Source organism: Amycolatopsis sp. NPDC051373, assembly GCF_040689465.1.
Taxonomy (GTDB): Bacteria; Actinomycetota; Actinomycetes; order Mycobacteriales; family Pseudonocardiaceae; genus Amycolatopsis.
Map to the genome: position 1 here is coordinate 277989 of NZ_JBFBAE010000007.1, position 22507 is coordinate 300495.

General features: G+C 71.0%; 17 protein-coding genes. 13 read left to right on the top strand and 4 right to left on the bottom strand.

Annotation, left to right across the window (positions count from 1 at the left end; all coding sequences use genetic code 11):
- Window positions 1–9: 9 nt before the first annotated feature.
- The gene (locus AB0383_RS15785; protein WP_366187616.1) at window positions 10–4065 is read right to left on the bottom strand and encodes a carboxypeptidase regulatory-like domain-containing protein; all 4056 of its coding nucleotides are present in this window, start codon (window positions 4063–4065) and stop codon (window positions 10–12) included.
- A 265-nt stretch (window positions 4066–4330) separates the two neighbouring features.
- On the opposite strand from AB0383_RS15785, the gene AB0383_RS15790 reads away from it, so the two are divergent.
- The 4 genes from AB0383_RS15790 to AB0383_RS15805 all read left to right on the top strand — a co-directional run bounded on the left by AB0383_RS15790 (window position 4331) and on the right by AB0383_RS15805 (window position 12230).
- Entirely contained in the window at window positions 4331–6661 is a 2331-nt protein-coding gene (locus tag AB0383_RS15790; RefSeq protein ID WP_366187617.1) for a glycoside hydrolase family 2 protein, read from the top strand.
- A 55-nt stretch (window positions 6662–6716) separates the two neighbouring features.
- Window positions 6717–7361 carry a GntR family transcriptional regulator gene (locus AB0383_RS15795; protein ID WP_364175008.1) on the top strand — a complete coding sequence of 215 codons (645 nt, stop codon included), beginning with the start codon at window positions 6717–6719 and terminating at the stop codon, window positions 7359–7361.
- Window positions 7358–8578, top strand: a complete 1221-nt coding sequence (locus AB0383_RS15800; protein ID WP_366187618.1) for an MFS transporter — start codon at window positions 7358–7360, stop codon at window positions 8576–8578. The genes AB0383_RS15795 and AB0383_RS15800 overlap by 4 nt, the downstream gene beginning before the upstream one ends.
- Window positions 8579–8795: 217 nt before the next feature.
- A complete protein-coding gene (locus AB0383_RS15805; RefSeq protein WP_366187619.1) occupies window positions 8796–12230 on the top strand; it encodes a S8 family serine peptidase in 3435 nt (1144 codons plus the stop codon).
- 59 nt (window positions 12231–12289) lie between these two features.
- Here the strand turns inward: AB0383_RS15805 and AB0383_RS15810 are convergent, their stop codons facing one another.
- The gene (locus AB0383_RS15810; RefSeq protein ID WP_364175000.1) at window positions 12290–13342 is read right to left on the bottom strand and encodes a helix-turn-helix domain-containing protein; all 1053 of its coding nucleotides are present in this window, start codon (window positions 13340–13342) and stop codon (window positions 12290–12292) included.
- Between the two features lie 91 nt (window positions 13343–13433).
- Between AB0383_RS15810 and AB0383_RS15815 the strand changes: the two genes are divergently transcribed.
- The 5 genes from AB0383_RS15815 (at window position 13434) to AB0383_RS15835 (ending at window position 17751) form a co-directional block, all read left to right on the top strand.
- The gene (locus AB0383_RS15815) at window positions 13434–14570 is read left to right on the top strand and encodes a cytochrome P450 (protein ID WP_366187620.1); all 1137 of its coding nucleotides are present in this window, start codon (window positions 13434–13436) and stop codon (window positions 14568–14570) included.
- A 109-nt stretch (window positions 14571–14679) separates the two neighbouring features.
- The gene (locus tag AB0383_RS15820) at window positions 14680–15270 is read left to right on the top strand and encodes an HdeD family acid-resistance protein (RefSeq protein ID WP_364174996.1); all 591 of its coding nucleotides are present in this window, start codon (window positions 14680–14682) and stop codon (window positions 15268–15270) included.
- A 44-nt stretch (window positions 15271–15314) separates the two neighbouring features.
- Entirely contained in the window at window positions 15315–15839 is a 525-nt protein-coding gene (locus AB0383_RS15825; protein ID WP_364174994.1) for a DUF6069 family protein, read from the top strand.
- Window positions 15840–15895: 56 nt separating this feature from the next.
- Window positions 15896–16378 (top strand): hypothetical protein, encoded by a 483-nt coding sequence (locus tag AB0383_RS15830; protein WP_366187621.1) that lies wholly within the window; start codon window positions 15896–15898, stop codon window positions 16376–16378.
- A gap of 206 nt (window positions 16379–16584) precedes the next feature.
- On the top strand, window positions 16585–17751 hold the full coding sequence (locus AB0383_RS15835) for a pentapeptide repeat-containing protein (RefSeq protein WP_366187622.1): 1167 nt from the start codon (window positions 16585–16587) through the stop codon (window positions 17749–17751).
- Window positions 17752–17776: 25 nt separating this feature from the next.
- On the opposite strand, the gene AB0383_RS15840 is transcribed toward AB0383_RS15835, so the two are convergent.
- Entirely contained in the window at window positions 17777–18589 is an 813-nt protein-coding gene (locus tag AB0383_RS15840) for a DUF1295 domain-containing protein (RefSeq protein WP_366187623.1), read from the bottom strand.
- A gap of 53 nt (window positions 18590–18642) precedes the next feature.
- On the opposite strand from AB0383_RS15840, the gene AB0383_RS15845 reads away from it, so the two are divergent.
- Window positions 18643–19134 carry an emopamil-binding family protein gene (locus AB0383_RS15845; protein ID WP_366187624.1) on the top strand — a complete coding sequence of 164 codons (492 nt, stop codon included), beginning with the start codon at window positions 18643–18645 and terminating at the stop codon, window positions 19132–19134.
- Here the strand turns inward: AB0383_RS15845 and AB0383_RS15850 are convergent.
- The gene (locus AB0383_RS15850; protein WP_366187625.1) at window positions 19118–19663 is read right to left on the bottom strand and encodes a D-alanyl-D-alanine carboxypeptidase; all 546 of its coding nucleotides are present in this window, start codon (window positions 19661–19663) and stop codon (window positions 19118–19120) included. The genes AB0383_RS15845 and AB0383_RS15850 overlap by 17 nt on opposite strands.
- Before the next feature lie 223 nt (window positions 19664–19886).
- Between AB0383_RS15850 and AB0383_RS15855 the strand changes: the two genes are divergently transcribed.
- From AB0383_RS15855 to AB0383_RS15865, 3 genes are read left to right on the top strand one after another with little or no spacing between them, the layout of a single operon-like run.
- Window positions 19887–20582 carry a response regulator transcription factor gene (locus AB0383_RS15855; RefSeq protein ID WP_366187626.1) on the top strand — a complete coding sequence of 232 codons (696 nt, stop codon included), beginning with the start codon at window positions 19887–19889 and terminating at the stop codon, window positions 20580–20582.
- Window positions 20579–22015, top strand: coding sequence for a HAMP domain-containing sensor histidine kinase (locus AB0383_RS15860; protein WP_366187627.1), 1437 nt, complete (start codon window positions 20579–20581; stop codon window positions 22013–22015). Before AB0383_RS15855 ends, AB0383_RS15860 begins: the two co-directional genes overlap by 4 nt.
- Window positions 22012–22503 carry a hypothetical protein gene (locus tag AB0383_RS15865; protein WP_364174970.1) on the top strand — a complete coding sequence of 164 codons (492 nt, stop codon included), beginning with the start codon at window positions 22012–22014 and terminating at the stop codon, window positions 22501–22503. The genes AB0383_RS15860 and AB0383_RS15865 overlap by 4 nt, the downstream gene beginning before the upstream one ends.
- Window positions 22504–22507: the final 4 nt, after the last annotated feature.

Consider the following 22507-nt stretch of genomic DNA (forward strand, 5'->3'; position numbering starts at 1 on the left):
CGCCGAAGCTCAGCAGCCGGCCGGCTTGAGGACGAAGTCCGCGGTCACCGCCTGCCCCTTGACCAGTTTGACGCTGCGCGTCTGTGGCTGCCAGCCGTCGCGGGCCGCGATGAGCGTGAGCGGGTTGTTCCGGCGGTCGAGCCACAGCGTGTAGTGGCCCGCGGCGTCGGTCTTGAGCGTGTAGCTCGCCGCCCAGCTGTCGACCTGCACGGTCACCGCGGCCAGCGGACCCGCCGTCGCGCCGCAGCGCGCGCCGGTGACGGTGCCGGTCAGCTTGCTCCACGTGGCCGGCGGCTGCACCGTGAACGACACGGGGATCGCGGCCACCGCCTTCGGGACCTGCGCCCCGACGACCAGCTGCGCCGTGTACGTGCCCGGTTGCGTGATCGCCGCGACGCTCGCGTCGAGCGTCACCGTGAACGTCGCCGTCTTGCCCGGCGCGATCGTGGTCACCGACGGCGTGGTCGACAGCCACGGGATCGACACGTACTCCCCGCATTCGCCGTAGCCCGGCAGCAGCAGGTCGTGACTGGTCGGGTTGAAGCTCGCGTTCGCCGAGCCGCCGATGCGGTAGAAGCCGCAGGTGCTGCCGCCGCGGAACAGCGTCTCGTTCGAGTTCGGCAGCGCCGACCACTGGTTGGACGCCGGGTCGTACGCGTAGCCGGCGTTGGTGAGCTCACCGTCGGCGATGCCGCCCGAGAGCAGCAATTGTCCATTCGCGACGGTCGAGGCCGAGCCCCACATCTGCACCGGCAGGTCGGCGACGCGCGACCACGCGCCCTTCTCGACGTCGAGCTTGTACGCGGTCTTCAGGTTGTCCAGGCCGCTGACGCCGCCGGCGCAGTAGATCGAACCGGCGATGGTGCCGCAGTTGGTCCAGCCGATCGGCGCGGGCAGCGCCGGGCCGGCCGACCACTTGTCCACGGCCGGGTCGTAGACCTGCACCCGCGTGACACCGCAGTTGCCGCCGTCGCAGCCGCCGACCACGTAGATCCGCCCGCCGGCCACGGCGACGCCCATCGCGGAGGTGGCCGTGGGCATCGGTGCACCCGCGGTCCACGTGTCGGTGACGGTGTCGTAGATGTCGGTGTTCGTCACCGGGATGCTGCCGTCGGCCCAGCCGCCGGTCACGTAGATCTTCGTGCCGACCGCCACCACCGCGGGGGTTTCCCGCGGAGTCGCGAGCTCGGCGATCGGCGTCCACGCGAGCGTGCCCGGGTCGTAGACGAAGTTCTTGGTCGTCAGCTCGGCGCCGTTGAGGCCCGTGAAGGAGTAGACCTTCCCGTTCACAGTCGCGACGCCGTTGTCCATGATCTTCGTCGGATAGTCGGCCACGGTCTGCCACGCGTCACCGGCCGCCAGCGTCTCGGCGGGGGCGGCCTGCTTCACGTGCCCCAGCAACGGTCCTGTGCTGAAGTCGCCCTTGATCCGCTGCAGCGGCGCCGAGTGCGCCACGGCCGGGGTGAACGCGCCGGACGACGGATTCAGCCGCACGTCCACGGGTGCCGTGCCGGTGTTGCGCACCTTGACGTTCGCAGTTGTCTTCCCTTGCCACGCCACCGTTTTGTTCACGGCCGCGCTGGTCACCTCGAGCCGGCCGGCGTCGAGCAGGAAGTCGGCCGGGGTCACGGCGTCGGGCGCCACCACGGTCTTCTGCGTGCCCGGCACGAAGTTCGTGGCCGACGCGGTGACCGGGTGGCTGCCGGTGACGCTGGAGAAGAACCAGTACGAGCCGTCGGACTGCGTCGTCGCGCCCTCGCCGGGCCGGTCGACGCTGTCCACCGAGGCCCCACCGAGCGCGGCGCCGGTCACGTGGTCGTGCACCGAGCCGGTGACGAGCCCGCCGGGCACGACGTCGCACGCGTGGTCACCGATGAGGACGTCGTCGACCTGCCACCAGAAGCCGAACAGCTGGTCGCGGTAGTTGAAGCGCACCTGCACGGTCTTCTTGCCCGCCGCACCCGGCAGCGGCACGACCTGCGTCGACGGCCCGGACACGGTGTCGCTGCCGTGCTGCCAAACGGTGGTCCAGGTGGCGCCGCCGTCGGTCGTGAAGTCCACGGCGCCCTGCTGGCCCTGCGTGCCCTGGTAGTCGCTCGCGAACCGCACGGTCGGGTTGGCCGTGCCGCTCAGGTCGACGACGGGGCTGACCAGCGACGTGTCCTGGTCGCCGCCGATCGAGTTGCTGTCCACGGTGGCGAACGCGCCGGTGCCGCCGGTGTAGTTGTCGCGGCCGCCCGGGTTGTCGAACGCCCACGTGGCCGCGCCGTCACCGAGGTTGTTCACCACCTGCCACGTCGAGGGCGCCTCGAAGTCCTGCGTGTCGCCGGTGAAGCGGTTGGCGTAGCCGGGCGCGCCGCAGGTCACGGGGTCGACGGTCACGACGGCGTCGTGCGTGGCGGCGGTGTCGCCGACCGGCACGGACGCGGAGCCGGGCAGGTATCCGGGGTAGTCCGGGTCGACCTGCACGGAGTAGGTCGCGTCCTCGGGCACGGTCATCGAGTACCGCCCGGTGAGCGGATCCGTCTGCACGGCCGTGGTCGGCTGCCCGGCGACCTGGACATGCGCGGCCACCGGCCAGCCGTGGCCACTGCCGTCGCGCACGGTCCCGCTCAGCTGCACGGAAGGCACGGACGCCAGCGTGAAGTTCGCGGTCGCGGTCTTGCCGGCCTCGACGGTCACGTCGTCGACAGTGGTGTCGCGGTAGGAGAACTTGCCCGCGGTCACGGCGTAGGTGCCCACGGGCACGCCCAGCGTGTAGTGGCCCTCGGCGTCCACCGTCGTGGCGAGGTCACCGGCCTTCACCTGCGCACCGGCCAGCGGCGCGCCGGCGGCGTCGCGGACCGTGCCGGAGACGAGGCCGGTCGCGCCGGGCGTGAAGGCCGAGATGCCGCGCGGCGTACCCAGGCCCGTGGGTCCGTCGAAGCCGGCGCCGGCGGTGCAGAGGTACGCCGGGGCGCACGTGCCGTTGGCGCCTTCGGTGACGTCGTTGAAGGTCGCGCCGGAGCGGTAGGGCAGCGCGTTCGGGTAAGTGCCCGCCGCGGGAGTGCCGGCCAGCGCGTAGGCCGCCGCGACGATCGGCGACGACGCGCTCGTGCCACCCGCGAGACCCCACGCGCCGTGCACGAAGACCGCGACACCGGTGGCGAGGTCCGCGACCGCCGAGACGTCGGCGATGGTCCGGTTGGCACAGCCGGAATCCGTCTGCGCCGGGGGCTTCGGCTCGTACGCGGAACAGCCGCTGCCGGTGCCGGACCACACCGTCTCGCGCCAGCCGCGGGCGTTCGCGTCGCGGTAGAGCGAGGTGCCGCCGACCGACGTCACGTGCGGCGAGGCTGCGGGGAACTGCGGCCCGTAGCCGTAATCGCCCGAGCTCGCGGTGACCACGACGCCGGGGTGGTCGTAGTAGGCCTCGTCCAGGTCGAGCTCGGCCGGGTCCTCGTCGGCGCCGTAGCTGTTGGACACGAACTTCGCGCCCATGGCGACGGCCTGGTTCACCGCGGCGCCCATGTTCGGCACCAGCGAGTCGCCGGCCTCGACGAGCAGGATGTGGCAGCGCGGGCAGACGGCCGAGACCATGTCGAGGTCGAGCATCGTCTCCTGCTGCCAGCCCGTGTTCCCGGCCGGGAAGTCCTGGCCGCCGCGCTGGTCCACGCGCGTGAAGCAGCCGTTCGCGACCGTGCACGGGGGCAGGCCGAACTGCGCGCGGTACACGCCCATCTCGGCTTCCGCGTCGGGGGTGTCGTAGGCGTCGACGATCGCGACCGTCATCCCGTCGCCGCCCGTGGCCGTCGGGAGCTCGTACGCGCCGGCGAGGTCCGCCGGGCCGTAGCCCTGCGGCGCCGCGGCGCGCTGCATCCCGTGCGCGTCGCCGCGGAACAGCGCGAAGCACGTGACCTCACCGGGTTTCGGCTGCTCCGGGCACGCCTTGCGCCCGACGACCGGCGCCACCGGGGCTACAGCGGCGGCCGGCGCGGCCTGGGCGAGCGCGGGCACCACGGTGAACGCGACCACCGCCAGGAGGAACGTGAGGAGGATCTTCAGTGCCGCTTTGGCGAACGACATGCGCGTCCGTTTCGCTGACGAATCGCGGTCGGCTGCTCACCCGACGTCGCGGATTCTGTCAGCGCTCCCGGCGTGAACGATCACGTCCGAACGGACAGAAGCCCAGACAGGATCAGGGTTTTCCCGGTGTCCGGAACGTCCGCGCGGCGAAGAGAGCAATGGTTCAGACCATAAGGAGCAGCGCGTTCGCGGTCCCTCGTGGCGGTGGACAACGACGAGACAAGGCATGATCGCGCGGACAGGCCCGGAGAGAGGACGGCGAGGCATGGGGATGGACCTGACGCGGTGGACGGTGCGGGCGACCGGCGACCTGGGCGAGGTGCCCGCCGAGCTCGTGGAGACGCTGCGGGCCGGGCTGCCGGCGACCGTGCCCGGCTCGGTGCACACCGACCTGCTCGCCGCCGGCCTGATCCCCGACCCGTACCTCGACCGCAACGAGGACCTCGTGCAGTGGATCGGGCTCACGGACTGGCGCTACGAGACCGGGTTCGACCGTCCGGACGCCCCTGGCGCGGCCGCGCTCGCGTTCGACGGCCTCGACACCGTCGCCAAGATCGAGCTCAACGGCCGCGTGCTCGGCGAGACCGAGAACATGCACCGCTCCTACCGCTTCCCGGCCGGTGAGCTGCGGCCCGAGGGCAACGAGCTGTCGGTCACCTTCGCCTCCGCCGTGCGCTACGCCCGTGCGCGGGCCGAGGCCCACCCGCTGCCGCGCACCAACGACGGCGAGCCGTCGAACTTCATCCGCAAGATGGCCTGCAACTTCGGCTGGGACTGGGGCCCGTCGCTCGTCACCGCCGGCCTCTGGCGCCCGGCGCGCCTTGAGGTCACCACGGGCCGGCTCGCGTCCGTCCGGCCAGTGATCACGGTCGACGGCACCGACGGTGTGGTCACGGTCCACACCGAGGTCGAGGGCGAAGGCACCGTGCGCATCCGCGTGGCCGGCGTCGAGGCGGCCGGCGACACCGCGCGCGTGCCGTCGCCTGAACTGTGGTGGCCGCGCACACTCGGCGAGCAGCCGCTGTACCCGCTGGAGGTGACGCTCGAGGCCGCCGACGGAACCGTGCTCGACACCTGGACCCGCGAGATCGGCTTCCGCACGGTCGCGCTCGACACCACCGACGGCGCGTTCACCCTGTCGGTCAACGGCACGCCGCTGTTCGTCCGCGGCGCCAACTGGATCCCCGACGACTGCTTCCCCCACCGCGTCGACGCGCAGCGCTACGCCCGCCGCATCGAGCAGGCGAAGGACGTGAACATCGACCTGCTGCGCGTGTGGGGCGGCGGGATCTTCGAAAGCGACGAGTTCTACGCCGAGTGCGACCGCGAAGGCGTGCTCGTGTGGCAGGACTTCCTGTTCGCCTGCATGCCGTACCCCGAGGACGTGCTGGCCGACGAGGTCGAGGCCGAGGCGCGTGAGAACGTGGCCCGCCTCGCGCCGCACCCGTCGCTGGCGCTGTGGTGCGGCAACAACGAAAACTACCTCGGCTGGTTCCACTGGGACTGGCAGGAGCGCCTGGCCGGCCAGCCGTGGGGCGCGACGTTCTACGAGAAGCTGCTGCCGGCGGTCGTCGGCGAGCTGGACCCGACGCGGCCGTACGTGCCGGGCAGCCCGTGGGCGCTCTCGCCGGAGCGCGACGCGCTGGACCCCGACTACGGCTGCCAGCACGTGTGGGACATGTGGAACGAGCGCGACTACCTCGGCTACCGCGACACCGTGCCGCGGTTCGTGTCCGAGTTCGGCTGGCAGGCTCCGCCGACGTACGGCACGCTCACCGAGGCCGTGCACGACGAGCCACTGGCTGCCGACTCCCCCGGCGTGCTGCACCACCAGAAAGCCTTCGACGGCAACGGAAAGCTCGCGCGCGGCCTCGAGCCGCACTTCGCCGAGCCGACGAGTTTCGACGACTGGCACTTCCTCAACCAGGTCAACCAGGCCCGCGCGATCCGGCTGGCCGTGGAGCACTACCGCTCGCACGCGCCGCGCTGCATGGGCGCGATCGTGTGGCAGCTCAACGACTGCTGGCCCGTCACGTCGTGGGCCGCGGTCGACGGCGCGGGCCGGCCGAAGCCGCTGTGGTACGCGCTGCGCGAGGTCTACGCCGACGAACTGCTCACGATCCAGCCGCGCCCCGGAGGCCTCACGGTCTTCGCGCTCGGCTTCGCCCCGGAGACGGTCGACGTGCGGCGGATGTCCGTGACCGGCGAGGAGCTGGCGTCGGCCGCGGTCGCACCCGGCACCGCGCTGGGCCCCGAGTTCGCGGCCGGCGACCCGACGCGCGAGTTCCTCGTGGCCGACGCCGGCGACGAGCGCGCGTTCTGGTTCTTCGCCGAGGACAAGGACATCACCTACCCCCAGGCCGAGTTCACGCAGTCCGTCACCGGCTTCGACGGCGGCTACGAGGTCACCGTCATCGCCGACACGCTCATGCGCGACGTCTGCCTGTTCCCCGACCGCCTCGCCGCCGACGCGAGCGTGGACTTCGCCCTCGTGACGCTGCTGCCCGGCGAGTCGGCGACGTTCACCGTCGAGACCGAGGCGACGCTCCAGCCGGGTGCGCTGACGTCGGCTCCCGTGCTGCGCTGGATCGAGTGAGCCGCAGGTCACAAGGCCTTAGATACAAGCTTGGACGCATGCTAGCTTCGCAGGCGTGACACCTGCCAAGTACACCGCGCCCGGCGCTGCCGACCGCGCGTACCGGCTCACGAAGGAGCTCGTCCTCACGGGCGAGCTCCCCGGTGGGCACCTGTTCAGCGAAGGGGAGATCGCCGAGCGGCTCGGGGTGAGCCGCACGCCCGTGCGCGAGGCGTTCCTGCGCCTGCAGGTCGAGGGGTTCCTCAACCTCATCCCGAAGCGCGGTGCCGTGGTGGTGCCCGTGCCGCCGGGCGAGGCCGAGGACGTGCTCGACGCGCGGGAGGCCGTGGAGGGCGCGGCCGTGCGCCGCCTCGTGCGCCGGCCCGACCTCATCCCGGACGCGCTGGAGCAGCTGCGCGGGGTGCTGGACACCCAGCGCGGTCATGCGGACTCCGGTGACCTGCACGGGTTCGCCGAAGCCGACGAGCTGTTCCACCGCACCATCGTCGCGGCCGGCGGCAACGCGTTGCTGCTCGACTTCTACGCCACGCTCGCCGACCGGCAGCGCCGGATGAACGTGCACGCCCTGCGCCCGATCCCGGATGTGCTGCCGGTGGTGCTGCGTGAACACGAGGACCTGCTCGGCATCATCGAGCGCGCCGACGGCGACGCGTTCGGCCCCGCGCTGCGCGCACACCTGGACCTGGTGCACCGCCGATGACCGCCACCGCCGAAAGCACCCCGCTCCCCCAGGCCGCCACCGCGCGCCCGGCCTGGTTCGGCGCCGCCGCGGCGGTGTTCGTGGTCGGCTGGGGCGGCAACCAGTTCACACCGCTCCTGGTGATGTACAAGGAAGCCGGCTACTCCACCTTCACCGTCGACGCGCTGCTGGGCGCGTACGTGGTCGGGCTGGTGCCCGGCTTGCTGCTCTCGGGTGGACTGTCCAATCGCTACGGTCGCCGGCCCGTGATGCTCGCCGGCACCGTGCTGTCGCTGCTCGCGAGCGTGCTCATCGCGCTCGGCCCGGAAGGCGCCGGCTGGATCGCCGCGGGCCGGTTCCTGACCGGCGGGGCCGTGGCGGCCGCGATGGCCGTGGGCTCCACGTGGATCAAGGAACTCGCCGACGCCGACCCGCGCGGGGCGGCCGACCTCGGCACCCGGCGAGCGGCCCTGTGCCTCACGCTCGGGCTCGGCATCGGGCCCGGCGCGGCCGGGGTGCTCGCGCAGTGGGAGCCGTGGCCGATGGTGCTGCCCTTCGCGGTCCACATCGGACTGGCACTGCTCGCCCTGCCGCTCATCCCGCGAAGCCCGGAAACGCTCGGCCTCGAAAGCCGCAAGCCGGCGCTGAGCCGGCTGCCCGTGACGACCCGGCACCCGCGGTTCCGCCGGATCATCCTGCCGATGGCGCCGTGGATCTTCGGCTCGTGCGGCGTCGCGTACGCGATCATGCCGCAACTGGTGCAGGACAAACTCGGTTCGTGGTCACTCGCCTACTCAACGCTGCTGACGGTGTGCGCGATCGGCGCGGGCGTCGGGATCCAGCCGATCGCCAAACGCGTGGACCGGACCACCAGCGCCCGCGCGGTGCTCACCGGAATGGCCGTGATGTGCACTGGTCTGGTCCTCGCCGCCGTCGCCGCGGATCTGCGTTCGCCGTGGCTCGCGCTGATCACGGCCGTGGTGCTCGGGACCGCGTACGGCATCGTCGTGGTGTCCGGACTGCTGGAGCTGCAACGGCTCGCGCGACCTGAGGAAATCGCCCAGCTGACCGGGGTCTACTACGCGCTGGCCTACATCGGCTTCCTCCTGCCGTCGCTGCTCGCGGCGCTCAGCGGGTTCGCGAGCTACCCGATGTTGCTCGGCTGCCTCGCCGTGGTGGCGTTCGCGGGGACACTCACCGTTGCCCGAAACTCCCGTAGTCACCTTCCCGTGACCTGAACGGGAATTCGCTTCACCGACAAATGGGACACCGATTCCGGGCATTCCGGAAATGGTGTCCCATTTGCGTCGATTTCTTCACCACTATTGTCGCTTGTGGATCGTCGAGGCGCGCGAAATAGTTCTCCGGCATGGGAAATCGGGCCGGCACGACTGTGCTCGATTTCGTCGGGGCCGGTAACTTTCGAACCCTTCGAGAAGGAAGTGGGAGCTGCACATGCGGCGTTCCTCGCGATCCGTTCGCGCGCTCGTAATAGCCGCGACAGGCGGTCTGGCACTGGCCGGGGTCACCCAGCTCGGCAGTCAGGCCGCCGTCGCCGCGCCCACCGCTCAGGCGAGCAGCGCACCGCAATCGGTGATCGTGGTCCTCAAGGACCAGCTGCCCGACGCGCCCGCCACCAAGGCGGCTTCGGGCACCCGGCGGGCCAAGGCGACCCAGCAGCAGGAGTCGGTGCTGGCCAAGCTGGCCGGCACGGCGCCGGCCAAGGTCAAGCACTTCGCGCTGGGCAACGCGTTCTCCGCCACGGTGACGCCGGACCAGGCGGCGCAGCTGGCGGCCGACCCGGCCGTGGCGCAGGTGCTGCCGGACAGCAAAGTCACGCTGCCCGACGCGAACCCCGCGGGCAAGAACGCGGACGCCGGCGCGCCCAAGGCCGGCGGCGGCACGGCGCAGAACCAGGACCCGAACGCGATCTGCCCGACCGACCCGGCGAAGCCGTTGCTGGAGCCCGAGGCGCTGACCTCGATCCACGCGTACAGCACCGACGGGTCCAAGGCCGCTGCGGACCTCGCCGACGGCTCAGGCGTGAAGGTCGCGTTCCTCGCGGACAACATGGACCCGAACTACGCGGACTTCATCCGTCCCGACGGTTCCCACGTCTTCTCCGACTACCAGGACTTCTCCGGCGACGGTCCCGCCACGACCGAATCCGGCGCCGAGGCCTTCGGCGACGCGTCGTCCATCGCCGCGCAGGGCGTGGTGGTGCACGACCTGTCGAAGTTCGTGAACGAGAAGCACCCGCTGCCCGCGGGCTGCAACATCGTGGTGAAGGGTGTTTCGCCGGGCGCGAGCCTGGTGGGGCTCAACGTGTTCGGCTCCACCGCCACGAACTCCGCGGTGCTGCAGGCGATCGACTACGCGGTGACCGTGGACCACGTCGACGTGATCAACGAGTCGCTGGGTCTGAACCAGTACCCGGACGCGAGCTCGCGCAACCTGTTCCAGGTGTTCAACGACGAGGCCGTGGCCGCGGGCGTCACCGTCACCGCCTCCAGCGGCGACGCGGGCATCACGTCGACCATCGGCAGCCCGGCCACCGACCCGCTGGTGATCTCCGCCGGCGCGACCTCGGACAACCGGCTCTACGCGCAGACCACCTACGCGGCCTTCCCGTTCTCCAACGGGAAGTGGACGAGCGACAACATCTCCGCGCTGTCCTCGTCGGGCATCACACAGAACGGGCGCACCATCGACCTGGTCGCCCCGGGTGAGGGCAACTGGGCCGACTGCGCGCCCGCGTATGCCGAATGCCGCGACTTCAAGACCGTGCCGCAGCCGACGGACCTCGAGTCCTTCGGTGGCACCAGTGAATCGGCCCCGCTGACCGCGGGTGTCGCCGCGTTGGTGATCCAGGCCTACCGCGGCACGCACCACGGTGCGTCGCCGACGCCCGCGCAGGTGAAGCAGTTCATCACCGGCACCACGCGTGACCTCGGCCTGCCCGCCGACGAGCAGGGCTCCGGTCTGCTCGACGCGCGCGCGGCTGTGGAGGCGGCACTGACCGCGCCCGGCACTTCCGGTGCCCCGGCGGGTGTCTCGTCGAACATCGCCCTGTCGGCCGACCAACTCACGCTGGAGGGCGCGCCGGGCAGCACGCAGAAGGCCACGGTCAACGTGACCAACGTCGGCGCCAAGCCGCTGACGGTCACGGCGGGCACGCGCTCGTTCGCTCCGCTTTCGGCGCAGACGCAGACCACCGCGTTCGACTCGACGAAGCTGCCGACGTTCCCGTACTACAACGGCACGGACTGGGCGTACAAGAAGGTCACCTTCTCCGTGCCGGCCGGTGCGCAGCGCCTGCTCGCGCGGATGGCGTGGCAGGGCAGCCCGAAGACCGTGAACGGCCAGTCGGTGACCCCGGTCGTGCGCGTGTCGCTGCTGGCGCCCGACGGCACGTTCGTGGCCAACAGCCGCCCGCAGGGTGGCGCGGCCACGGCGAACTACGCCAACGTGGACGTCACGCGCCCGGTCGCGGGCACGTGGACCGCGGTGCTGTACTCCGCCGGTGGCCCGACCGGCTACACCGGCAACATCCAGCTCGCCACCTCCACTCAGCGGGCGATCCCGTACGGCCAGGTCTCCCCGGCCGTGCTGACGCTGAAGCCGGGCCAGACCAAGCCGGTCAAGGTCTCGCTGCAGACCCCGGCGACGGGCGGTGACGCGGACTACTCGATCACGTTCGGCAGCTCCGACGGCCACCAGACCACCGTGTCCGCCGTGCTGCGCGCGCTGGTTCCGACCAAGAACGGCAAGGGTTCCTTCGGCGGCACGATCACGGGCGGCAACGCGCGGGCGGTCTCGCCGGCGCAGACGTTCAGCTACGAGTTCGACGTGCCCAAGGGCAAGAAGGACCTCGACGTCGCGGTGAAGCTGCAGGACCCGGGCACCGTCATCGACGGGGTGCTCGTGGACCCGAACGGTGAGCTCGCGGACGTGAACAGCAACGTGTTCCTCAGCTCCGCGACCCAACTGTCGCAGGGCACCACGCTGCAGCTCACGGACGCGAACCCGCTGCCGGGCCGCTGGCACTTCGTGGTCGTGGTGCAGAACCCGGTGACGGGCAAGCAGATCGAGCAGCCGTTCACCGGCACGGTGGGCTTCGACCAGGTCGTGGTGAGCGCTCCGGCGCTGCCGAACTCGGCCTCGAAGAAGCTGGCCGCCGGCCAGGCTGTCACGGTGCCGGTGACGGTGCGCAACACGGGTGTCGAGCCGATCGCGATCGGCGTGGACGCGCGGACCAACGCGCAGCAGACCCTGCAGCCGCAGCCCATCCAGGGCTCGACCGACGTCGACCTGCCCGAGGTCGGCGCCAACGCGCCGATCTACTCGATCCCGCCGGACACGAGCAAGTTCACCGTCGCGACGTCGTCTTCGGTGCCGGCTCAGGTGGAGCTGCAGGGCTCGGCCGCGGGCATCGACGTGCTCGGTGACCTGAAGGCCGCGCAGGCCGGCAGCACCGTGTCCGTCGCGACGATCGGCGAGAAGCAGGGCTACGTCACGAAGGGCATCTGGTTCGCCAGCGTCCAGGAGATGGGCCCGTTCGGCCCGTCGGGCGCCCCGGCCGGCCACGCCTCCTACACGGCGTCGATCAAGACGGCGGGCTTCGACGCCGCGGTGACCTCGTCCACCGGCGACCCGTACGACCAGTCCGTCGACCCCAACGGCACGGGCGGCACGCCGCTGCTCGTCCAGCCGGGCCAGACGGTGACCGTCAACGTGACGATCACGCCTTCGGGCAAGCGCGGCGCGTCGGTGACCGGCCACCTCAACCTGGTGACCGTGCCGACCCTCCCGACCGGCGTGACGGGTCTGCCGCAGGTCGGCACCGGTGAAGTGATCGCGACGCTGCCGTACAGCTACAAGATCGGCTGAGTGTCGTTTCCGGACAACCGGGCCGTCAGTCCTTTTCGGACTGGCGGCCCGGTTTTCTTTCAGCCCGTCGCGGCGGCGTGGCAGGCGCCGAACCCCTCGGCGCGGCGCACGATCCGGCTCGAAGTGATCCGCACCGCCGTTTCGGTCGCATCGCTCACCGCCGAAACCCCGGCCGCCGACGCGACCGCGCCGGCGTCGTCGCGCAGCACCTGCAGGCGCGGCCACGCCGAAGCCGGGAAAGCCCGGCGCAGGTGACCACGCAGCTCCGCCAACGCGAGGTGCGTCAACGGCGCCAGCTCCGGCGCCGAACCCGTCACCACGGCGACTGTCACGGCAGCGTCCGCAGGTGCGGCGCGGACGGCCTCCTCCGCGGCGGAAAGCCGGTGCAGGCCGAGGATCGCGACGACACCGTCACCGGACAGCTCGGCCGGCCGCGACCGCAGTGAGTCGAACGCCGCGGGCGGAACCCAAGGTTCGTCCACCGGCTGCGCGTGCGCCACGATCGGTGGGACCGCGGGCCACATGTCGTCCAGCCCAAGGGAGGGCAGGGCTTCGCACGCGCGCACTACGTTGAACGGTTCGCCGAAGCCCGGCGCGGCCGCGGCCAGGCCGGTGGCGCCGTGCAACGTGGTCAGTGCGAGTTCGGCGACGCGGACGAGACGGCCGGCGGCCGGTGCGAGCCGTTCGAGGGCCAGGCCGAGGACGACGGCTTCGAAGCGCAAGAGCTGGGCGTACGGGCGGTGGGTGAGCTCGTCGGCGAGAATCTCCGGCCCGAGGTCCACGCCGAGACGTGGGCCGGGGTCGGTGGCGAGCGGCAGGCGCGCGACCCAGGCGCGGGCGAGGGCACCCAGGGCCTCCGCGGTCGTGAGGCCGGGGTCCGAAGCCGGGGGCTCGGCGGCGACGCGCTCGGCCTCCTCCGCGAGCACGGCGAAGTACAACGCGCGTTTGCCGGGGAAGTTCGAGTAGACGGCGCCGCGGGTGAGCTCGGCGCGTTCGGCGATCACGTCGATCTTCGTCTCGCGGAAGCCGCGCTCGGTGAACTCGTCGCGCGCGGCGGCGAGCACCTTCGCGCGGTTGAGCTCCTGTGCCTCCGCCCTGGTCAGCCGGGCCATCATCCTCCTCGTGCTCCCGTGCTGGTCACGATAGCGCTCGGGTACATATGATGAGACCATCTGATTCAGACATCCAGAATGAGGAGCGCCCGTGAGCGACGTCCCCGAGATCGACCTGACCGATCCCGCGGTCCACCGCGACCCGTTCGCCGTCTACGGCGCCGCGCGCGAGCACGGCCCCGTGGCCAAGCTCGTCGGCCCCGGCTTTGGCCCGCTGTGGGTCCTCACCCGCCTCGCCGACGCGCGCGCGATGCTCACCGACCCGCGCTTCGCGCTCGGCCCGGGCAGCTACCAGGCACTCGACGTGCCCGAGCACTGCCGGGCGTACCTGCGGACGATGCAGGAGATGGAAGGCGCGGAGCACCGGCGGCTGCGCGGCCTCGTCTCCCCCGCGTTCACGGCGCGCCGTGCGGCGGACTTCCGGCCGCGGATCGAGCCGATCGTCGGCGAGCTGCTCGACGGCCTCCCCGCCGAGGGCGCCGACCTGCTGACCGGGTTCGCACAGCCGTTGCCGATGGAGGTGATCTGCGAGCTCGTCGGTGTGCCCGAGGCGGATCGGCCGCGCTGGCACAGCTACGGCCAGAACGTGGTCGCCGGCTCGGGCGAGAGCTTCGCCGCCGCGGTGCCCGGCATCATCGACGGCGCGCGCGGCCTGACCACGCCGCCGGCGAGCGAGTTCCTCGAACTGCTGGCCGGGACCGAAGGCCTCACCGAACCCGAGCTCGTGACCCTCGTCTGGCAGCTGGTGCTCGCGGGGCAGACGCCGGCGAACTTCGTCGCCAACGCCGTCGAGGCCCTGCTCACCCATCCGGACCAGCTCGCCGTGCTGCGCGCGGAACCCGGACTGTGGCCGACGGCGATCGAGGAGCTGATGCGGTGGTGCGGACCTCAGCTGCTAACGATTCCCCGGCAGGCCACCGAGGACCTTTCCCTGCACGGCGTGGCGATCCGGGCGGGCGAGCCCGTGTCGGCCGCGATCGCGTCGGCGAACCGCGACCCGCGCGTGTTCACCGATCCCGACCGCCTCGACGTGCGCCGCACCGAGGGCGGGCACGTCGGGTTCGCGTACGGCCCGCACTTCTGCCTCGGTGCGGCGCTCGCGCGCGTGGAGGCGGAGGTGGCGTTGCGGGGGTTGCTGGAGCGCTTTCCCGCGCTGCGCCTGGGCGACGTGCGGCGCGCGCCCGACCCCGGCACGTGGCGGCTCGCCGGGCTGCCGGTGAGCTTCTGACGCCCTCTTCGGACACTTCGTCACCGATCGGGTGAACAACGAAGCGGTGCTTGGATCTTCCTGCGCTGCTAACGTTTTTCCAGGTCAGCATCGTGCTCGGGAGGCAAGCATGTCCGCACACATCTCTGCTGGGGTCGGTGGTCTCGTGATGGACCCGCGGCAGACGTGGCCGCTGGTGCTCGTGCGCGGTGTGCTGGCGGTGGTGTTCGGCGTGATCGCGCTGATCTGGCCGGGCGTCACCGTGCTGGCGCTGGCGCTCGTCTTCGGTATCTACGCTCTCGTGGACGCTGTGGGTGCGTTCATGCAGGCGTTCCGACCCGGCGACGGCGCGCACCGGTTCGCGTACGCGTTGCTGGGTCTGCTCGGGCTCGCCGCCGGGGTGATCGCGCTGGTGTGGCCCGGCGCGACCATCCTCGTGCTGGCGACGCTCGTCGGGGCGTGGGCGGTGGTCACGGGCGTCGCCGAGATCGTCGCCGCGATCCGCCTGCGCAAGCAGATCACGGGCGAGGCGTTCCTCATCGTGGCCGGCGCGGTGTCCGTCATCGCGGGCGTGCTGGTGCTCATCCACCCGATCGCGGGGGCGTACGGAATCGCCTTGCTCGTGGGCATCTATGCGCTGCTGTACGGGATCATGCTCGTCGTCCTGTCCTTCCGCCTGCGGCGCGTCGCGAAACTCGAGCAGGCGAACGAGCCCGCTTAGGACGACAATCGAATGGAACAGCTTCGTTGACGGAGGGATCCGTGATGGCGCAGAACCCGTACGACCAGGACGCCCGGCCCGGCATCGACGCGGCGCGGCTGTGGGCGGGCGGCGTCGCCACGGCGGTGGTGGCGGCACTCGTCGCCATCGTCGGCCTGCTCATCGCCCGCGGCATCTTCGACGTCCCCGTGCTCGCCCCCAAAGGCGAGGGCGCGTGGGGCAGCGCCAGCACCGCCGCGTATGCGCTCGCCGCCGCTCTTGCCGCCCTGCTCGCCACGGGCCTCATGCACCTGCTGAGCGTCGCGACGCCCGCGCCCAGCCAGTTCTTCGGCTGGATCATGGTGCTCGTGACGCTGATCGCGGTGGTCCTGCCGTTGACGTTGACGGTCGAACCCAGCGCCAAATACGCGACGGCCGCGATCAACCTCGTGATCGGCTTGGTGATCGCCATCGTGGTGAACAGCATGGCGGCCAACGCACGCACCCTGCACCGCCGCAAGCGCTCCACGCGGCCCGACGCGCCGACGCAGCAGTGGAACGAACCACCGTCGAACTTCTACGACCGCTAGCGGCAACCACCCGTCCTCCCCGAACGTGTTCGGTACACAGTCTCGGGGAGGACGACATGTTCACGGAATTTCTCACGGGCGCGGCCCTGCTGAGCGCATCGCTTGTGGCACCAGGTGACGTCGGCTGGTCCCTGTGGCCGTCGGAAGTGGCACCGGGCGGGGAAATGCACGTGGAAACCTATGCCGCCCAGGGCAACGGCTGCAACCCGGCCGGCCCCGTCACCTCACCCGGCTTTGCCGCCCCAATCCCCTGGCCCCTCGGCGGTAACTGGGGCCACCACGGGGGCACCGGCACCGCCACCACCCGCCCCGGCACGTACACCGCCACGTTCCCCTGCACAGACGGCCGCGTGGCGACGGCGACATTCACTGTTGCGGGGACGCCGCCTTCTTCGGTTACGCCGCGGCCTTCGTCGCCTTCCAAGCCTCGGCCGACCACGATGCCTGTTCCTGAACAGGAGCAGCCGCAGGTGTCGGTCCGCCCGGCGGGCGCCCCGCAAACGGGCGGTGGCGGCTTGGCGGTTTCGTTCACGGAGTGAGCGTCTACTGAGGACACTCGCGACAGCGCCCCCGGGGGTTCGGATTCACCACCCGATTGCACCTTTCCCCGCTTCCGGGAACTGCGATCATGGAAGTCGTGGCCGAAATCCCTTCAACCACCGCGGAACCGCTCGCCGGCGCAGGGATTCGACCGCACCCGGGCCGGACGCTGTCCAACCGGACGATCGCACTGTGCGGCGTTCTGATGGTGGCGATCGCAACGGTGGCCTGCTGGGTCCTGCTCACGTTGTACGGCCACGGCACCGACGCCGATCGCGCTCGGCTCGACGGTATCCGCACCGTCGGGACGATCGTGGTCGGCACCGGCGGCGCTCTGGCGCTGGTGCTCGCGGCAAGGCGGCAGCAGACTGCCGAGCACGATCTGGCGACCAAGCGCGCGGAACTGCGGCTCCGGGAACAGGCCGACCGGGCCGCGCGGCACGACGCCACCGAACGCCGGATCAACGAGCTCTACCTGAAAGCCGTGGAGCAGCTGGGTTCGGAAAAGGCACCGGTCCGGCTCGCCGGGCTGTACGCGCTCGACCGCCTGGCGCAGGACAACGCGCAGCTGCGCCAGACGATCGCCGATGTCATCAGTGCCTACCTGCGCATGCCGTACGAGCTGCCCGGGTCCGGCGCCGGTCTCGATGCCGACCGCGACCAGTTGCAAGAACGTGAAGTGCGGCTGACCGCGCAACGGCTGCTCGTGCGGCACCTCGTGCCGGCCGACGAGGGCGATCGGTTCTGGGCCGGCATCGAGCTCGATCTCTCCGGCGCGGTGCTCATCGACTTCCCGCTGAATGGCTGCGAGCTCCACAATGCCCGCTTCGCCGCCACGCGGTTCGCCGGTGACGCCTGGTTCCACGAGGTGCGCTTCACCGGCACCACCCGGTTCGACGGCGCCACTTTCGCGGGCGACGCCTGGTTCACCCGGGCCACGTTCAAGGGCAGTACCCGACTCGAGAACGCGGAATTCCACGGCGAAGCTCGTTTCGAAGACACCGAGTTCGTGGGCACCACGGCATTTCGCAGCGCGCAGTTCGCCCACAACGCGCGGTTCGACAAAGCCCTCTTCCGCGGCATCGTGCGGTTCAGCGACGCCATCTTCGCGCGCAGCGCGAACTTCAACCGAGCGGGGTTCTTGGTCGCGCCGGTGTTCGACGACGACGTGGCCGCGCAGAGCGCGTACTTCGACCGCGCGAGGTTCGGGGAGCGGGCGTGGTTCGAGGGGGTCTCGTTCGCCAGCTACACCACGTTCGTCGACGCCACGTTCGACGGCGACGTCAGGTTCGAAGGGGCCCAGCTTGACGGGATGCGCTACCGGCCGCCGCAGTTGCAGGCGGATCACATCGAGTTCGCCGACGAGAGCTGACGCCCCCGGCGAAGCGAAAGGAAACTCAGCCCACCGGAACCCGGCTCCGAGGATTCCACGGCACGACAGCCGAAGTCCGCTTCTGATATTCCGCGTACTCCGGGTACCGCCCCCGCGTGATGGTCTCGGTGAAGATCGTCGAGCCCACGAACAGCAGTGTCAGCAGGACCGCGCCCGCGATCGTCCAGGGGATCCCGCCGAAGGCCACCGCCCCGAAGACAAAGATCAGCCACCACTGCGCCTGCTCGAAGAAGAAGTTCGGGTGCCGCGAGAAGCGGAACAGACCACTCTGCAGGAACCGCGGCGAAGGCACCCGCCCGGCGGCCTGCTCGCGCTTCTTCCACTGGTGGAAGTTCCACTGCTGCTGATCCGCGACCGTCTCCCCCACCAGGCACGCGACGAAGATCACCGCCACGATCACATCACCCACGCCGAACGGCGACCGATACTCCAAGGCCGTCCACGCCGGCAGCGTGATCAGCAGCAGAATGGCGTTCTGGTAGATCGTGATGAAGAAGAAGTTGAAGACCTGGAACTGCCAGGGCGCCATCTTCCCGCGCAGCACCACCCAGCGGTAGTCCTCGCCGCCGCGGGCGTAGCCGCCCTTGCGGGCGAAGTTGAAGGTGAGGCGCAAGCCCCAGAGAAGCACCAAGACGAACATCACGTCGAGGCGCGCGTCGGCGAAGCCTGCGAAGGCGGCGAAGATCGCGACGTACGCCACGGGCACCAGGGACCAGATCCGGTCCACCCACGAGTACTCGCGCGTGATCACCGAGAGCACCCAGCACAGGGCGCAGACACCCGCGAAGACGCAGAGGCAGGCCTGGAACGCGTTCATGCCCGCACTCTACTGCCCGAGTACCGCCCGAGCCGCCCGCTTAGGATCATCCTATGAACCTGCCGCTGCGCCGACGCGGGATCGACATCTTCTTCGCGATCGTGTTCGCCGCGTTCACGATCACCTCGCTCATCAGCGACCTGCTGCCGACCGTGGGCGTCGATTTCTCGCGCCCGTCGGACAACTTCTTCGTGAACTCCAACTACTGGTACGCCCACGACGCCGACATCCTCTTCATGCACCCGCCGGGCTGGATGCGGATCGTCACGGGGCTCTCGGCGTTCGTGTACATGCCGTTCTACGTCGTGCTCGTCGTATGCCTGCTCGCCGGCAAGAACTGGATCCAGCTCTTCGCGGTGATCTACGCGACGATGATCGTGACGCTCACCGGCGTCGTCGTGTTCGGCGTGGAGTTCTTCGGCGACCCGGCGATGCGCACGGGCAACCCGGTCAAGTTCCTGGCCTTCAACATCTGGTACGTGCTCGTGCCCCTGCTCCTGCTGATCCGCATGCGCAAGCCGATGCCGTTCACCCGGCGGTTCTGACCAATACGGCCGCGCCCGGGTGCGGCAGGCGGATCGGCAGCGTGTCGGGGTGGTACTCGAAGTGCCACCACTCGTTGTCGTAGCGGCGGTGCAGGTGGTAGGCCGCGCCGTGGCGTTCCAGCCACTGCGCGCCTTCCGTGGGCCGTACGTCGAGCGCGAAGCCGCCGACGTGGGCCGACTCCTCGGGCGGCAGCACGAGCCGGCGGGCCGCCCACACGGAACCCGTGCGCCGGACCTCGGCGGTGAACATCGCGTGCTGCCGGGCGGCGTCGCGATGGCCGGAGGTGAGGCCGATCAGCTGCCCGTCGCGCCAGAACGCGTCGGTACGCGCCGCCACGAACGCCTCGCGCGCCGCGGCCGTGAGGCCGGCCAGGTCCTCCGCCGGGTAGCGCAGCGCGAGCGCCCACCGGCAGGCGAGCCGGCGGGCGTGGTGGGGCGAACGCACGAAGGCCACCGGCAGCAGCAGCACGGCCAGCAACCGGGCGGCCGTCGCGTAGGCCGCGGCACGGGAGCGGAGCAGTTCGGTCATGGTGTCCACGGTCGCGGCCCCGTGTGCGCCGACGGTCGAAGTCGTGTACGCGGACCCCGACAGTTTTGTAACAGCTGCGCACGGATGAGGCTGTTACGCAACCATGACATTCCGCGCACCCCGCGATGAGACCGGACGCGGATCCTCTCGGGAGGTGTCCGCTGTGGACTGTCCGGGGAATCCGGACGGGCGGGCCCGGAAGTGCGCTGCGATAGTGGGAGACATGCCCCGGGTGCTGTTGATCGAAGACGACCAGGCCGTGCGAGACGGCCTGCAGATCGCCCTGACCTACCAGGGTCACACCGTCGACGCGGTGGAAAGCGGCGAGGAAGGGCTCAAGCGGCTGAGCGCGGGCCCGGCCGATGTAGTCGTGCTCGACCTGATGCTGCCCGGGATGGACGGGTTCGAGGTGTGCCGGCGCATCCGCGCGAGCGGTGACCTGCCGATCATCATGCTCACCGCGCGCAACGACGACATCGACGTGGTCGCCGGGCTCGAGGCCGGGGCCGACGACTACGTGGTGAAGCCCGCCCAGCCGCGCGTGCTCGAGGCCCGGATCAAGGCCGTGCTGCGGCGCACCGGCGGCGAGCAGCGCCAGGCGGGCACGTCGAAACCCGAGGTCGAGCGCCACGGCGACCTCACCATCGACCGAGACGGGCTCGTCGTGAGCAAGCACGGCCGCCCTGTCAGCCTCGCGCCCACGGAGATGCGGCTGCTGCTGGAGCTGTCCGCGTCGCCGGGCCGGGTGCTCAGCCGCCAGCAGCTGCTGGAATCCGTGTGGGACCAGGGTTATCTGGGTGACTCGCGGCTCGTCGACGCGTGCGTGCAGCGGCTGCGCGCGAAGATCGAGGACGACGCCGCGGCCCCGGTGTACGTGCAGACCCTGCGCGGGTTCGGGTACCGCTTCGGGCCCCTGTGACCGGCGCCCCGTTCCGCAAGCTCTGGCCCGGCTGGGGCCTGCGCACGCGGCTGCTGCTCGCGTTCGTGCTGCTGAGCGTGCTCACGACCATCGCCGTCGCCGGGTTCGGGTACCGGACCGCGCGCAACACCATCCTGACGAACACGCAGGACAACGCGGTGCGGGAGCTGACCAGCCGCATCCAGCTGCTCTACCCGCTGCCCGTGGACCAGCCGTCCCAGGACCAGCTCGACCACGTCGCCGGCGCGATCTCCGGACGGACCGGCAACGCGCTCGTGACCGCAGGCGGCGTCTCCGGCGGTGATCTGCCCTCGTCCGTGATCACGGACGAGGTCAAGGAGATCGTCGGGCGGGGCGAGATCGGCTGGCAGCGCGTGGCCGTCGGCGGCGAAACCCGGCTGCTGATCGGCACCCAGCTGCGGCTCACGACCAGCAAGTCACACGAGACGGATCCGTCCGGGATCGAGGTCTTCGTGCTGCAGCCCTTGGACGCCGAGAGCGAGAGCATCGCCACGTTGGCCCGCAGTGCGTGGCTGACCGGCACCGGCGCGGTGATCCTGGCGCTGCTGCTGGCGCTCGCGGCCGCCCGCAGCGTGCTCGGGCCGGTGCGCGAACTGCGTCGCGCAGCGCACCGCCTCGGCGAGGGCGACCTGGACACGCGCCTGACCATCCACGGCACCGACGAGCTCGCGGAGGTCGGCAAGACGTTCAACACCACCGCGGAGTCGCTGCAGCACCACGTCGGTGAGCTGGAACGGATGGAGTCCGACGCGCGGCGGTTCGTCGCCGACGTGTCCCACGAGCTGCGCACCCCGCTCGCCGCGATGACCGCGGTCACCGAGGTGCTCGAGGCCGAGGTCGCCGGCCTGCCCGAGATCGCCGGGCGCGCGGTGCGGCTGGTGAGCCAGGAGACCCACAATCTCACCCGGCTGGTCAACGACCTGATCGAGGTCACGCGCTTCGATTCCGGTTCCGCGTCGCTCGCGCTCGACGAGGTGGACGTCGCCGACGCGATCGGCGCCACCCTGCGCGCCCGCGGCTGGGTCGACGCCGTCGCCACGGAGCTGCCGCCGGCTGTCCGCGCGCGGCTCGACCCGCGCCGGCTCGATGTGGTCGTCGCGAACCTCGTCGGCAACGCGCTGCGCCACGGAGCGCCGCCCGTCCGGCTGAGGTTGAGCGCGGCCGAGGAATCGCTCATGATCGAGGTCACCGACGAGGGCCCGGGGCTGAAGGAGGAGGTGCTCCCCCACGTGTTCGACCGCTTCTACAAGGCTGACACCGCGCGCAGCCGCTCCGAGGGCAGCGGACTCGGGCTCGCGATCGCGTGGGAGAACGCCAAGCTGCACGGCGGCGAGCTCACCGCCGCCAACCGTCCGCAAGGCGGTGCGATCTTCACGCTGCGCCTCCCGCTGAACCCGGGCGGTGAGGCGTGATCCGGCGCGCCACCAGGTCGTTCGGGTACGTGGCGCTCGTGCTGGTCGCGCTGGCCGCCACCGCGTGCGGCGTGCAGCCGAGCGGCGCGATCTCGGGCGACGCCGCGCCGAGCGGCCCGCGGTCCACCGCGCCGGGCACGCCGGCGGTCAGCTCGATCTACCTCGTGGCCGACGGCGTGGTCGCCCGGGTCCAGCGCCCCGGTCTGGACCAGACCGATTCCGCGCTGATCGACGCGCTGGTACAAGGGCCGACGTCGGCAGAGAAGGCGTCCGGCTTCACCACCGAGGTCCCGCAGTCCGCCCTGCCGGCCACCGTGATGATCTCCGCGTCGGAGGTCACCGTGCAGCTGGCCACCGACGTGCAGGCGCTGTCTTCCTTGGCCGTGTCGCAGATCGTGTGCACACTGCACCTGCGTGACGCCCCGGATGACAGCGTGTTCACGCTCGTCGGCGGGGGCAACGTCCGCAGCGGCGAACGCTGCGGCTGAGCGC